Genomic DNA, 13,543 nt, shown 5'->3' with positions numbered 1-13,543 from the left:
GACTAGCAGTTCGAAGTTTTTACTTGTTAAATCATGGGACAAACTAGAGGTTTTGCTTTTATGATTTTTACTTTCTGATTTATAATAGAAATGAATTAGGAAGTGAGTGAACTAGATGGAAGAAGGAAAAACGCAAGGGTCGATGGCAGTCTTGGCGGCATTGCTAGCTAATGTGCTAGTGGCTGTTAGCAAATTTATCGGCTACATGCTTAGCGGCAGTGCTGCAATGATGAATGAAAGTATCCACAGTGTTGTCGATTGTAGCAATCAAATTTTATTATTGTTTGGCAATCGCCGAGCAGCTCGGGGACAAAGTGAGCTGCATCAGTTTGGTGAAGGACGAGCAAAGTATTTTTTCAGTACGATCGTAGCGACAATGCTATTTTTTGGTGGGGGCGCGTTAGGAATCTGGGAAGCACTGGAAAAACTATTTCATCCCAGCCATGAAGTCACAAATCCTTTGATCGTATTAGGAATTTTGATTTTCGGAATCTTAGTTGAAGGCAGTTCTTTGCGAGTAGCCGTGAAAGAAATTCACGAGTTGAATACAGAAAAATTACCGCTCTTAAAGTTTTTGCACGAGAGTCGTCACAGCGAGATCTTGATTATTTTTACGGAAGATTTTTGTGCGGTGATTGGTTTAGTCTTAGCAGTGGTCGGAACGCTGTTGACGATGGCAACGGGAAATCCGGTATTTGATGCGCTGAGCGGGTTATTGATCGGATTGATGCTATTATTTGCTTCTATCTTTTTGGCACGAGAATTTTATAGTCTAATTATCGGTGAAAGTGTTTCTAAAAATGATCTGGAAAAAATTCGGAATGCTTTCAAACGCGCTGAAGTAAAAAAAGTGATTGATATCAAAACTGTTCATTTAGGGCCAACTGAGGTTATGATCGCGGCCAAGATCGACATTGCAGACGCGTATGAAGGGGTCAGTTATGATGTCGTGAATCAGATTGAACAGGTAATCCGTCGAGCTTTACCTGACAAAAAAGCGTATATTTATATTGAGACCGACGAGTTTGATCCTGACTATGATCGAAAACGTCAGAATCCATCGGGCACATAATTTTTGTGCCCGATTTTTTAACATTCTTTGCGCCTTGTCGGAATCTGCATTAATTATTTGAAAGGAGGGGCAAGAGATGTCTTCATTACGCTTTTTCTTTACTTATTCACGAGAGTTTTTACGCCATTGGGGGAGTTACATTCTTCTGATCGTTGGAACGAATATCGCTTTAGAAATGATCGTTATTCCTTGCGTTCAATTTTTGATCGCCTTTATTTTACAGCAAGGGAACATCCCTTATGTGTCAAATACAAATATACTAACGATTTTAACGCAACATCCGGCGGTTTTAGTGGCTTTGCTACTGCTTTTAGCGTTAGTTTTGACTCTGATTTTTTTGCAATTTACTTTTCAGTTATTCGGGATTAAAAGTATCCAAACAAAAGAAGATCGTTCGTTGTGGGAGTTGTTGAAACAATCGCTGTATCACATGCGGCACTTGCGTCCGGGAACATTCTTTTTCTTTCTATTTTACTTTTTATTGATCTTGCCATTTGCCAATGCTATTTTTCGGACACCATTGTTGAGCAAAGTGACGATTCCTGTTTTCGTTTTGGAACATTTGAGTGAGAATCTATTGATCCTTTCACTTTTGCTGATTGCTTCATTCGTCGTCACTTATATCGGGATTCGTCTGTTGTTCGTGCTGCCGCTGATGATTTTTTCAGATCAAGCACCAAGACAAGCAGTCGCTAAAAGCTTGGCGCTGACTCATCAGCGTTTTTGGCATTATGGTTGGCGGATCTTTATTTTAACGATGTTTTTAACGCTAGTCTCTTATGCAGGTTACGGCGTAAGTTTTATCGTGCAAGCTATTATAGATTTGTTGCCGCAGCCGTTTCCAGCAGTCGGTGCGATGATCACGTTGACGAGTATCCAATTTTTCAGTCAGCTGATGTTGGCTTGGGCGACTGTTTTATACTTTAGTATCTTAGTTCAAAAATTTTATCCTCTAGTGATTAGTGGGGAACGTCCTTTGCAGATGATCCGACCTAGTTTGTGGACGCGAATCGCGGCGATTATTTTGTGCATCTTTTTCGGCGGCTCGCAGTTGTTTAACAATGTCCTTTATTTAGCGGGATTAAAAGATTCCATTCCCTTAACGATCTCTCATCGCGGTGTTGATAATGGAAATGGTGTTCAAAATACGATTCCGGCGATGGCAGCTACAATCAAAGAAAAACCAGATTATATTGAGATGGATGTACAAGAAACCAAAGACCATCAATTTGTTGTGTTTCATGATGAAAATCTAAAAAATTTGACTGGCAAGGACAAAACGACGCATGATCTGACTTTAAGCGAATTGCAAAGTCTTCAAGCCGTTGAAAATGGCCACATAGCTCCGATCGCAAGTTTTGATGATTATTTAGCTTTTGCTAATGAGCACCAGCAAAAGTTATTGATTGAAATCAAAACAACTTCTGCTGACTCTAAGCAGATGATAGATCGCTTCATCAAAAAGTACCAACAAACTATTTTGACTCATCAGCATCGGATCCATTCTTTAGACTATGACGTAGTGACCGAGTTGAAACAAAAAGCGCCTAAATTGTATGTTAGTTATGTTTTGCCGTACAATTTGGTGTTTCCACAAACGTCGGCTGACGCGTATACAATGGAAGAAACCACATTGACAGGAGATTTTGTTCAACAGGCGCATCAAGCAGGAAAAGATGTTTATGCTTGGACGGTCAATGATGTAGATTCGATGGATCGAATGGTCTCATTGAATGTCAATGGTATCGTGACGGATGATCTGAAAACGTTGCAAAAACAAATCGAAATATATAAGGAAAATCCTTCCTATGCGAAGCGGCTCGATATCTATATCAATCGTTTGCCTTCGTTGGATGAACGAATCAGCGAACAATAAAATAAAGCGAAAAAAATTCATTAAATTTCCATAGAGTTTTCGTAAAAGATTTTCGAAGTGCTGCCTGCTCTATGGTAGAATAACAATAGATTTCACAATAGGAATCTGTCTCACTTTTCGCAGTTTTCAGCACGAAATGAATTGGTTGAGTTGAAGAGTGATTCAAGAAGTATGAGAGTTTCCTAGTTGAAAATAGAATTGTTTTTTTTAGAAAATCAATTCTTTATAAAAAGGAGTTTACAATGAGAAAACGAGGTTTTGAAGTAATCGCAGCGTATCAGGATCAGGCAATCAATTTACCAAAACGCGCAACAAAAAACGCGGCAGGGTATGATTTTGAAGCCGCAGAAGATATCGTGATCCCAGCGGTTTGGAAACAGATCATCCAACATTTTGTCAAAGGTTCGGCTGTTGCCGAAAAAGTTGTCAAACCAGTCTTAGTTCCTACTGGTATTAAGGCATACATGAATCAGGATGAATATTTACAATTAGCCAATCGTTCGAGTAATCCGCTGAAACGTTTTTTGGCATTAAGCAATGGTGTGGGCGTGATTGATAGTGACTATTATGATAATCCTGATAATGAAGGACATATCATGTTCCAATTTTCAAATTTTGGTTTGGCCGATGTTCAAATCAAAAAAGGTGAACGAATCGGGCAAGGCATCTTCTTACCGTTTCTAAAAGCGGATAATGATGAAGCGACCGTTGAACGAACCGGGGGATTCGGTTCTTCAGACAATCAATAAAAATTTAAGCAAACAAGTGAGGCGAATATTTTGGCAAAAAAATCCAAGACCCAATTTATCTGCCAAGAATGCGGGTATGTTTCGCCTAAGTATTTAGGCCGATGTCCTAACTGCGGCAATTGGAATACAATGGTGGAAGAAGTGGAACAAAATACCGACGATCGGCGCAATCGGGTCAGTCTGACGGGAGAACGCGCGCAGCCTACGAAACTGAAAGATGTCGTTTTTAAAAAAGAAACGCGGGTTCAAACAGAATTAGTCGAATTGAATCGTGTTTTAGGCGGTGGTGTGGTTCCAGGTTCATTGGTACTGATCGGTGGCGATCCCGGTATCGGGAAATCGACTTTGCTGTTGCAAGTATCTCATCAATTAGCGGCAACTGGCGGCAACGTTTTGTATGTTTCCGGTGAAGAGAGTGCACAGCAAATAAAATTACGAGCGGAACGTTTAGGTTCAAGTGATACGGATTTTTATTTGTATGCGGAAACGGACATGGGCGAGATTAGCCGGACGATTGAAAACCTCAAACCAGATTATGTAATCATCGACTCGATTCAAACGATGACCCAACCAGATATTTCCAGTGTGGCGGGTTCAGTCAGTCAAGTTCGTGAGACTACTGCAGAGTTGTTAAAGCTGGCAAAAACGAATGGCATTGCAATTTTTATCGTAGGCCATGTAACAAAAGAAGGAAACATCGCAGGACCGCGAATGTTGGAGCACATGGTCGATACTGTTTTATATTTTGAAGGCGAAAAACATCACAGCTTTCGAATTTTACGAGCAGTAAAAAATCGCTTCGGCTCGACCAATGAAATCGGAATTTTCGAGATGCGGGAAGGCGGGTTAGTCGAAGTTGCGAACCCTTCGCAAGTTTTTTTAGAAGAACGGTTAGAGGGTGCGACCGGTTCGGCGATCGTGGTAGCGATGGAAGGCAGCCGGCCGATCTTAGTCGAGGTGCAAGCGCTAGTGACACCGACTGTTTTTGGTAATGCCAAACGAACGACGACGGGGCTTGATTTCAATCGTGTCTCATTGATCATGGCGGTTTTGGAAAAACGCGCGGGCTTGTTGCTGCAAAATCAAGATGCGTATTTAAAAGCTGCCGGCGGCGTGAAATTGAATGAACCAGCAATCGATTTGGCTGTTGCGGTGGCGATTGCTTCCAGTTACAAAGAAAATGGTACGGATGCGACCGAATGTTTTATTGGTGAAATTGGTTTGACTGGTGAGATCCGGCGAGTCAACAGTATCGAACAACGGGTCAAAGAAGCGAGCAAGTTAGGTTTTAAGAAAATTTATCTGCCCAAGAACAACATGGGCGATTGGACACCGCCAAAAGGGATTGAATTGATCCCGGTGGCAACGTTAGCAGAAACATTGAGAAAAGTATTTCGTTAATAAATGGCAGTGCCAGAGTTAATTTCTGGCACGCCTATAAAAAAATAGTTTGATAGAATTTAGGAGGGATGGCATGCAAAAACGTGTGTTGACAGTAATCGTGTTACTGGTTGGAATCAGTTTAGGAATTACTTTCTTACCAGCAGCGTGGACAGCAATTGGCTATGCAGACAACATATGGCTGAATAATTCACTTACGGATGGCCTAATCGGTGCAATTATTTTTTATATTATTTCTTTGGCGATCGTAGAACCAATCTCGATTGGTGTGAAAAGAATTGAAAAACAATTAAATGAATTCAGCTTGACTTATATCTTATTTGGAGTAGTCGGTGCGATCTTAGGATTGACTTTGGGCTTGATCGGAACAACTCCGCTTTATCAGATTCCGATTCCGTTTATCAATAACGCGCTGCCGATTTTGATTATGCTGCTGTTAGGTTATTTGGGCTTTCGGATGGGAACGACGCGGATCGATGAATTGAAGAAATTTTTCAGCAGCCGCAATAAAAAAGCGGAAACAAATGAAGGTGAAGTGCTTGAACGCAAAGCCGATGATCATTTTCACAAATATAAAATTTTAGATACAAGTGTCATTATCGATGGTCGAATCTACGATATTGCGAAGACCGGTTTTTTAGAAGGTGTCTTGATGATTCCTAATTTTGTTTTGTATGAATTGCAATATATTGCTGATTCCGGCGACAGTTTGAAGCGTGTCCGAGGCCGTCGCGGGTTAGATATCTTGAACGCATTGCAAAAAGAAGAAGGAATCGTCGTTGAGATGTATGATGGTGATTTTGAAGACATCAGCGAAGTTGATAGCAAGTTGATCAAATTAGCTAAGCTATTAGACGGCGTCATTGTGACGAATGATTACAATTTAAATAAAGTTTCAGAGTTCCAAAATGTTGCCGTATTGAATATCAATGCGTTGGCAAATGCTGTAAAACCAGTCGTGATTCCAGGCGAGAACATGAATGTTTTAGTTGTAAAAGCAGGAACTGAGCGACAACAAGGGGTCGCTTATTTAGATGATGGTACGATGGTAGTCGTAGAAGATGGTCAACATTATATGAATGAACATATCGAAGTTGTCGTGACGAGTGCCTTGCAAACGGCTGCCGGTCGAATGATTTTTGCTAAACCAGCGCATTCAAGCCGAAATATCAAAGATGAATCGCCGGACAAAAAATTGGATTACACGCAAGAAAAAGCAGCAAAATAGCGGTGCAGCTTTACTAAACAGTCGATTGATTGTACAATTTGGGTTGAGTAGTAAATGATTTTGATTTGCTAAATAAGCGGGAAAGAGGAACTAATATATGTCGAAAATTCGTGTGCGCTACGCACCAAGTCCAACCGGACACTTACACATCGGAAATGCCCGAACAGCTTTGTTCAATTATTTATTTGCTCGCCACAATGATGGAGATTTCATTATTCGAATCGAGGACACCGATTTAAAAAGAAATATTGAAGGCGGCGAGAAAAGCCAGTTAGAAAATTTAGCATGGTTGGGAATTGACTGGGATGAATCACCAGAAAATCCTGGCGAGTACGGTCCTTATCGTCAATCCGAACGGCGTGAAATCTATCAACCGTTAGTTGATCAATTACTAGCCAGCAACTTAGCCTACAAATGCTACTGTACATCTGAAGAGTTGGAAGCTGAACGTGAAGCGCAACGTGCGCGTGGTGAGATGCCCCACTACTCAGGGAAATGTGCAAACTTAACACCAGAAGAACAAGCAGAAAAAGAAGCACAAGGATTGGAATCAGTTATTCGCTTCCGTGTTCCTCGCAATACTAGCTTTGCTTTTGACGACATGGTCAAAGGTGAGATCAGTTTTGAATCTGATAATATCGGCGGCGACTACATCATCCAAAAACGTGATGGAATGCCGACTTACAACTTTGCAGTGGCAGTAGATGATCATTTGATGAAGATCACGCATGTTCTGCGAGGCGACGATCATATCGCTAATACACCGAAACAATTAATGATTTATGATGCATTTGGCTGGCCGCGTCCGATCTTTGGGCACATGACGCTGATCATCAATACCGAAACTGGTAAAAAATTAAGCAAACGGGACGAAAGTATTTTACAATTCATCGAACAATATCGTGAATTAGGTTATTTACCAGAAGCGATGTTTAATTTTATTGCTTTGCTTGGCTGGTCGCCAGTGGGGGAAGAGGAAATCTTCTCGCAAGATGAATTGATCAAGATTTTTGATACGGAACGTTTGAGCAAGTCACCCGCTGCTTTTGATCAGAAGAAATTGGAATGGGTGAACAACCATTACATCAAAGCACTGGACTTGGATAAATTGACGGAATTATGCTTGCCTTATTTAATCAAGGCTGGTAAAGTCGAAGAAAATCCGACACCTGAACGCAAAGCTTGGGTGAAACGAGTAGTCAGCTTGTATCAACCGCAAATGAGTTATACAGCAGAAATCACTGAAGTTTCTAGTTTGTTTTTCCAAGAGCAACTTGATTTAGCAGATGAAGCGAAAGAAGTTTTAGCTGGCGAGGATGTTTCAACCGTACTAAATGCTTTTAAAGCACAATTAGAAGCGTTGGAGACAGTGGACGCGGCAAGTGTTTTGGCAGCGATCAAAGCAGTTCAAAAAGAGACAGGCATAAAAGGTAAAAATCTTTGGATGCCGATTCGTGTAGCGGTCAGCGGCATGGTGCACGGACCAGAATTACCAGAAACAGTTGAATTATTAGGCAAAGAAAAAGCCTTAGCACATTTAAATCAAGTAATCTAAACATGATGAAGAGAAGAAGTAGCAAGCGGCGATTTTTCAGAGAGACTGCGGATGGTGAGAGCAGTTGAATCAACGTTTACGAAATGCATCTCGGAGTGGTTTCAGCGATATGTAGCTGGGAACGGTTCACAGACGTTACCTGTTTCAAGGCATAACTGCAAACAAAAGTGGGACCACGTAAAAGCGTCTTTTGAGGAAACTCAAAAGACGCTTTTTTTTTCTAGTAAAAGTCTGATGAACAAGCATACATAAAAATGTCGCAAAAAAACAGTTGTCAAAGTCAGCGTTTGAAGAGCTGACAACAGTTAAAAAAATGAAGGTGAAGGAGTTGAAGTGAATGAATTGGTGGCAAGAAGCGATCACGGCTGCGAAAAAAAATGATCCGGCAGTCAAGTCAGGCTTAGAAGTAGTTCTTACATATCCGGGAGTCCATGCATTATTTTTTCATAAATTTTCGCATTTTCTTTATCGACATCGGCGTTTTTTATTGGCACGGATCCACTCACAGATTTGGCGTTGTTTGACGGGGATCGAGATTCATCCGGGTGCTAAGATCGCTCCGGGCGTTTTTATCGACCACGGCATGGGTGTAGTGATCGGCGAAACGGCGGAAATTGAACGCGATGTGGTTTTGTTCCATGGTGTGACATTGGGCGGAACAGGAAAAGATACGGGGAAACGCCATCCCACGGTACGGCAAGGCGCATTTATTTCTGCTAATGTACAAATTTTAGGTCCCGTCGAAATTGGTGAAAAAGCCAAGATCGGTGCTGGAGCCGTAGTTTTAAAAAATGTACCAGCTGAGACGACTGCTGTAGGAGTACCAGCAAAAGTAGTCAGAATAAAAGGAAAGAAGGTTCAACATGATTAAAATACACAATACGTTGACGCGAGAAAAAGAACTATTTAAACCAATTGAAGAGAATAAAGTCCGAATGTACATCTGCGGACCGACGGTTTATAACTATATCCATATCGGCAATGCCCGTAGCACAATCGCTTTTGATGTTATTCGCCGCTACTTTGAGTATCGGGGATATGAAGTGAATTATGTATCGAATTTTACCGATGTAGATGACAAGATCATCAAAGCTGCCAAAGAATTATCGATCACTGCGCCTGAAGTAGCGGATCGTTTTATCGCTGCCTTTGAAGAAGATACGGCGGCATTGAATGTAAAACCTGCGACTTTGCACCCACGAGTGATCAATCATATTCCAGATATTATTGCCTTCATCGAAGTTTTGATTGAAAAAGGCTTTGCGTATGAAGCAAAAGGCGACGTCTATTATCGGACGCGTAAATTTGAGCATTATGGTGAGTTGAGTGATCAATCAATCGATGAATTAGAAATTGGTGCAAGCCAACGGACAGGCGCTGAACAAGCAATTAAAGAAGATCCGCTAGACTTTGCTTTATGGAAAAGTGCCAAACCAGATGAGATCCATTGGGAATCTCCTTGGGGCGAAGGACGTCCAGGCTGGCACATTGAATGTTCTGTGATGGCGACGAAACATTTAGGTAACACGATCGATATCCATGGCGGCGGTCAAGATTTAGAGTTTCCTCATCATGAAAATGAGATCGCACAAAGTGAAGCGAAGACCGGTCAACGTTTTGCTAATTATTGGATGCATAACGGTTATGTAACGATTGGTGACGACGACGCAAAGATGAGCAAATCGCTAGGCAACTTTGTGACGGTCCATGATCTAGTCAAAGAAATTGATCCGCAAGTGTTGCGTTTCTTCATGGCGACGACTCAATATCGCCGTCCGATTCGCTACAGTCAGGCGACGATGAAAGATGCACAAGCAAATCTTCAAAAATTACGGACAGCTTTTGAAAACGCGACTTTCCGTCAAGCGACCGCTGAAGCAGAATTACCTGATGATCCAGAAAAAGCAGCAGAATTACAGCACTTAAAAGACCGTTTCATCGAAGAGATGGACGATGATTTCAATGCGGCTAATGGAATCACAGTCGTTTACGAAGTTGCCAAATGGTTGAATCACTATAGCGAACAAGCCCGTGTTTCTGCAGCGATTTTATCTACTGCACTGGATGAATTCTTAAAGATGCTGACAGTATTTGGAATCGAATTTCAAACGGCGGGATTATTGGATGAAGAGATCGATCAATTGATCGAAGAACGCAATCAGGCACGGAAAGATAAAAATTTCGCTCGTAGTGATGAGATTCGTGATCAATTGAAAGAGCAAGGAATTATTTTAGAGGACACCCCACAAGGCGTCCGTTGGAGACGAGCATAATGACAGATTATAAACAATTGAATGCATTGGCACTGGCTTATGTCGGTGATGCGATTTATGAAACGTATGTCCGAGATCATCTCGTTCGCAAAGGTCAGACACGGCCTAATAAACTACATCATTTAGCGACGCATTATGTTTCAGCTAAAGCCCAAGCGACACTGATCCAAAAAATGTTGGATGAAAATATGTTGTCAGAAGAAGAGCAGGGGATCTATCGCCGCGGGCGGAATGCTAAAAGTTATACTTCTGCTAAAAATACCGATATCATGACATATCGAATGTCGACAGGATTTGAGGCATTGATGGGTTATCTACATTTATTAGAACGGCAAGAACGATTAGAAGAATTGACTACATGGTGTTTAGAGAAAGCAGGTGAAGCAAGTGAAGGATAAAAAACAATGGCAAAAAAATGATCGACGCAAGCAAAGAAATACCCGCCCAAAAGAACGGCATGAACCTGTTGAGGCAGCTGAAGCAGAAGAAAACAACTTTGCTTTTGGTCATCATGCCAGCGTTGAGGCGTTGCAAGCGGGCCGCGGAAATAAATTGTTTTTACAAGAAGACGCACACGGCGACAAAATCGATCTGTTAAAAAAATTAGCGAAAGAACAAGCGGTTCCAGTGAAATGGGTACCAAAACAAAAATTAGACACTTTAAGTGACGGCGGTGTTCACCAAGGCGTCGTTTTAGGGATCACACCTTATGAATATTTAACGCTAGAAGATCTATTAGCAAAAACTTCTTCGGAAGAAGCGCCTTTTCTGCTTATTTTAGATAGTTTAGAAGATCCTCATAATTTTGGTTCGATTTTGCGAACAGCAGATGCGAGCGGTGTATCGGGTGTCATCATTCCAAAACATCGATCAGTCGGGATCACGCCAGTTGTGACAAAGGCATCGACGGGCGCAGTAGAATATGTACCGATCGCACGAGTGACAAACTTAGCTCAAAGTATCAAACAATTAAAAGAAGCGGGTTACTGGATCTTCGGCACGGACATGGCAGGGACTGATTATCGTCAATGGAAAGTGGCGGGACCAATCGCTCTAATCATCGGCAATGAAGGAAAAGGCATGAGTGCCGGCTTGAAAAAAGAAGTCGATGAAATGTTGACGATTCCCATGACTGGACATGTTCAAAGTTTGAACGCGGGTGTGGCTGCGGGTTTATTGATGTATGAAGTTTTCCGAAAGCGAAGTGAACTGTGATGAAAAAACAGTTACTGATTGTTGACGGATATAATATGATCGGTGCTTGGCCGGAATTAGTCGCATTAAAAAATCAAGATCGATTAGAAGAGGCACGGGAAGCACTACTATTTCGGCTTTCTAACTTTGCTAAGTATCAGGGATTAGAAACAATTATTGTCTTTGATGCACAATTTGTTCCGGGGATCACGCAGAGTTATAAAAAATATCAGCTGACCGTCGTTTTTACAAAGGAAGATGAGACAGCTGATAGTTACATCGAACGGATCGCTGGTGAATTAAATGATCGATTGACACAAGTAACGGTGGCAACTAGTGACTTGGCGGAGCAATGGACCATTTTTTCTCAAGGAGCACTCCGAACATCTGCCCGCGAATTGTACAAAACGGTTCAGCAAACTGAAGCATTGATTGCTGGAGATACTAAAGATACGCATTTTCAAAATTTTCGTCGCAATTCTCCATGGGATAATGAACAATTACAAAAATTGTCGCAAAAACTGGACGAATTAAGCCGAAAAAAATAAATCGCTAATTATTTTCCCCTGACCATCCTCTCAGCGTGTATGCTTTTGTTGAGAGGAGTGTGGAAAATGAAAGAAACAACACGTTTGGAAGAAATCGATGGCATAGCTTTTGAGGAAATGTTCAGTCAGTATTTGCCAATTGTTTACAGCATGCAGTCGCGTTACTTGATTCGTGATTTTGATGCAGATGATTGGTTGCAAGAGGGGCGGATCGCGCTGAACGACGCGTTGCGCAGTTACCGTCAAGGACAAGGAACAACATTTGGGCTGTATTATAAGATGGTTTTTGAAAATCGGATCCGCTCTCTTTTACGCCGTCAACAAGCCCAAAAACGATTGGCACAGCAACAAGCCGTATCGATCGAAAAAGTCGGTTTGGAGACTTTCAGTGAGCAGTTTCACTATCATGAGTGTGTGGAAGAAAGCATTTATATCAGTGAGATGCTGCTAAGTGGCGAGCTCACACTCTCCTCTTTAGAAAAACGTGCGCTGTACTTTTATTTAAAAGGGGAAGAGCCTTGGACGATTGGGCTGCGATTGGGTGAGTCTGAAAAGGCGGTCCATAATGCGTTGAATCGTGCAAAAAATAAATTGAAGAAAAAACTAAGCACCGCAAAAATATAAGGCAAATCGTGCGAATTTATTGGATAGACAAAAGTTTGCAAATCTTTTTATCTTATGATAACATTGTAAAGTTTTGTAATTGTGCTATAATGTATATTGAGGTGAACTGTATGCCAACAACTTTAGCGTCTATCAAGAAAAATTTGGAAGATCGGATTGGTGCGCCAATCATGCTCGTAGCTCAAACAGGGCGCAAGCGTCAAACTCAACGCAAAGGAATCTTAACTGAGACATACCCTTCCGTATTTGTAGTTGATTTGGATCAAGAGGAAAATTCTTTCGAACGTGTTTCATACAGCTATTCCGATGTATTGACTCGCACAGTAGAAATCGAATTTCTAGAAGCAATTTAAAAACCATGGAGCAGCTGCTCCATGGTTTTTATTTGTCCTCGTGTGTTTCTTGCGCCGCTTTTTTTTGTTCAACTAAAAGATCGCGAATATCCGCTAAATAATCTTCGGCTGTCGGAATTTGAACTTCAGGAACGACGGCTTCTTTCTTAGCAGCAGTTTCTCTGGCTTTATTCGCTGCTTTAACGATCAAGAATAATACAAAACCAGTGATAACAAAGGTGATCAACGCGCTGACAACATCGCCAAAAGCAAAAGTTACACCTTTGACTGGTGTCCAGTCTAAAACAGACATTGCCTCGTTCAAATCTTTCCCTTTAGTAAATAATGAAACGATCAATCCAACTAGCGGCGTGATCAATCCATTGACGACATTCGTTACGATTGCGGTAAAAGCAGTCCCGATGACTACACCAACGGCAAGATCGATGACGTTGCCGCGCATCAAGAACTCTTTAAATTCTTTAAACATCTTGTCACTCCTCTCTTTCTTATTTTCAGTATAGCGAAAGAAGAAAAATTTTGAAATAAAAGCGATTCTCAGCTAGCGCTAATCGCGATTCTTAGCCTATGCCTGTGCTATAATTAGGCTTAGTATGAAGACTAAAAATAGTAGTTGGATTTTTTAACTAAGAACCAACTTTTTTTCAAAAAATTGGCTGATCCCATACAA

14 protein-coding genes and 1 other annotated feature are annotated in these 13,543 nt (G+C 41.4%); of the genes, 13 read left to right on the top strand and 1 reads right to left on the bottom strand.

Going from position 1 to position 13,543, the window contains the following annotated elements; all coding sequences use genetic code 11:
* Nucleotides 1-115: 115 nt before the first annotated feature.
* The 13 genes from FFM68_RS07670 to FFM68_RS07610 all read left to right on the top strand — a co-directional run bounded on the left by FFM68_RS07670 (nucleotide 116) and on the right by FFM68_RS07610 (nucleotide 12,873).
* Complete coding sequence (locus FFM68_RS07670) at nucleotides 116-1,072, top strand: cation diffusion facilitator family transporter (RefSeq protein ID WP_137618790.1); 957 nt, start codon at nucleotides 116-118, stop codon at nucleotides 1,070-1,072.
* Between the two features lie 76 nt (nucleotides 1,073-1,148).
* Nucleotides 1,149-2,948, top strand: coding sequence for a glycerophosphoryl diester phosphodiesterase membrane domain-containing protein (locus FFM68_RS07665; protein WP_137618789.1), 1,800 nt, complete (start codon nucleotides 1,149-1,151; stop codon nucleotides 2,946-2,948).
* Between the two features lie 242 nt (nucleotides 2,949-3,190).
* Nucleotides 3,191-3,697, top strand: a complete 507-nt coding sequence (locus FFM68_RS07660; protein ID WP_137618788.1) for a dCTP deaminase/dUTPase family protein — start codon at nucleotides 3,191-3,193, stop codon at nucleotides 3,695-3,697.
* A gap of 30 nt (nucleotides 3,698-3,727) precedes the next feature.
* The gene (gene radA / locus FFM68_RS07655; RefSeq protein ID WP_137618787.1) at nucleotides 3,728-5,098 is read left to right on the top strand and encodes a DNA repair protein RadA; all 1,371 of its coding nucleotides are present in this window, start codon (nucleotides 3,728-3,730) and stop codon (nucleotides 5,096-5,098) included.
* Nucleotides 5,099-5,171: 73 nt separating this feature from the next.
* Complete coding sequence (locus FFM68_RS07650; protein ID WP_137618786.1) at nucleotides 5,172-6,326, top strand: PIN/TRAM domain-containing protein; 1,155 nt, start codon at nucleotides 5,172-5,174, stop codon at nucleotides 6,324-6,326.
* 97 nt (nucleotides 6,327-6,423) lie between these two features.
* Nucleotides 6,424-7,881: a glutamate--tRNA ligase gene (gene gltX / locus FFM68_RS07645; RefSeq protein WP_137618785.1), complete on the top strand. Its 1,458-nt coding sequence runs from the start codon at nucleotides 6,424-6,426 to the stop codon at nucleotides 7,879-7,881.
* Nucleotides 7,878-8,075, top strand: a binding site (T-box leader). (Overlaps the previous gene by 4 nt.)
* A gap of 143 nt (nucleotides 8,076-8,218) precedes the next feature.
* Nucleotides 8,219-8,752 carry a serine O-acetyltransferase EpsC gene (epsC, locus tag FFM68_RS07640; RefSeq protein WP_137608955.1) on the top strand — a complete coding sequence of 178 codons (534 nt, stop codon included), beginning with the start codon at nucleotides 8,219-8,221 and terminating at the stop codon, nucleotides 8,750-8,752.
* Nucleotides 8,745-10,154, top strand: coding sequence for a cysteine--tRNA ligase (gene cysS / locus FFM68_RS07635; protein WP_137618784.1), 1,410 nt, complete (start codon nucleotides 8,745-8,747; stop codon nucleotides 10,152-10,154). Before epsC ends, cysS begins: the two co-directional genes overlap by 8 nt.
* Nucleotides 10,154-10,552: a Mini-ribonuclease 3 gene (locus FFM68_RS07630; RefSeq protein WP_137618783.1), complete on the top strand. Its 399-nt coding sequence runs from the start codon at nucleotides 10,154-10,156 to the stop codon at nucleotides 10,550-10,552. The genes cysS and FFM68_RS07630 overlap by 1 nt, the downstream gene beginning before the upstream one ends.
* Nucleotides 10,542-11,369, top strand: a complete 828-nt coding sequence (gene rlmB, locus FFM68_RS07625) for a 23S rRNA (guanosine(2251)-2'-O)-methyltransferase RlmB (protein WP_137618889.1) — start codon at nucleotides 10,542-10,544, stop codon at nucleotides 11,367-11,369. The genes FFM68_RS07630 and rlmB overlap by 11 nt, the downstream gene beginning before the upstream one ends.
* Nucleotides 11,369-11,896 carry an NYN domain-containing protein gene (locus FFM68_RS07620; RefSeq protein ID WP_137618782.1) on the top strand — a complete coding sequence of 176 codons (528 nt, stop codon included), beginning with the start codon at nucleotides 11,369-11,371 and terminating at the stop codon, nucleotides 11,894-11,896. The genes rlmB and FFM68_RS07620 overlap by 1 nt, the downstream gene beginning before the upstream one ends.
* A gap of 66 nt (nucleotides 11,897-11,962) precedes the next feature.
* Entirely contained in the window at nucleotides 11,963-12,520 is a 558-nt protein-coding gene (locus tag FFM68_RS07615; RefSeq protein ID WP_137618781.1) for a sigma-70 family RNA polymerase sigma factor, read from the top strand.
* Between the two features lie 110 nt (nucleotides 12,521-12,630).
* A complete protein-coding gene (locus FFM68_RS07610) occupies nucleotides 12,631-12,873 on the top strand; it encodes a Veg family protein (RefSeq protein WP_137608949.1) in 243 nt (80 codons plus the stop codon).
* Nucleotides 12,874-12,901: 28 nt separating this feature from the next.
* On the opposite strand, the gene mscL is transcribed toward FFM68_RS07610, so the two are convergent.
* Nucleotides 12,902-13,342: a large conductance mechanosensitive channel protein MscL gene (mscL, locus tag FFM68_RS07605; protein WP_137618780.1), complete on the bottom strand. Its 441-nt coding sequence runs from the start codon at nucleotides 13,340-13,342 to the stop codon at nucleotides 12,902-12,904.
* Between the last annotated feature and the right edge of the window lie 201 nt (nucleotides 13,343-13,543).

Source organism: Enterococcus xiangfangensis, assembly GCF_005405365.1.
GTDB lineage: Bacteria > Bacillota > Bacilli > Lactobacillales > Enterococcaceae > Enterococcus_A > Enterococcus_A xiangfangensis.
The sequence above is the reverse complement of the archived record's forward strand: the minus strand, read 5'-3'. Positions and strand labels throughout refer to the sequence as shown.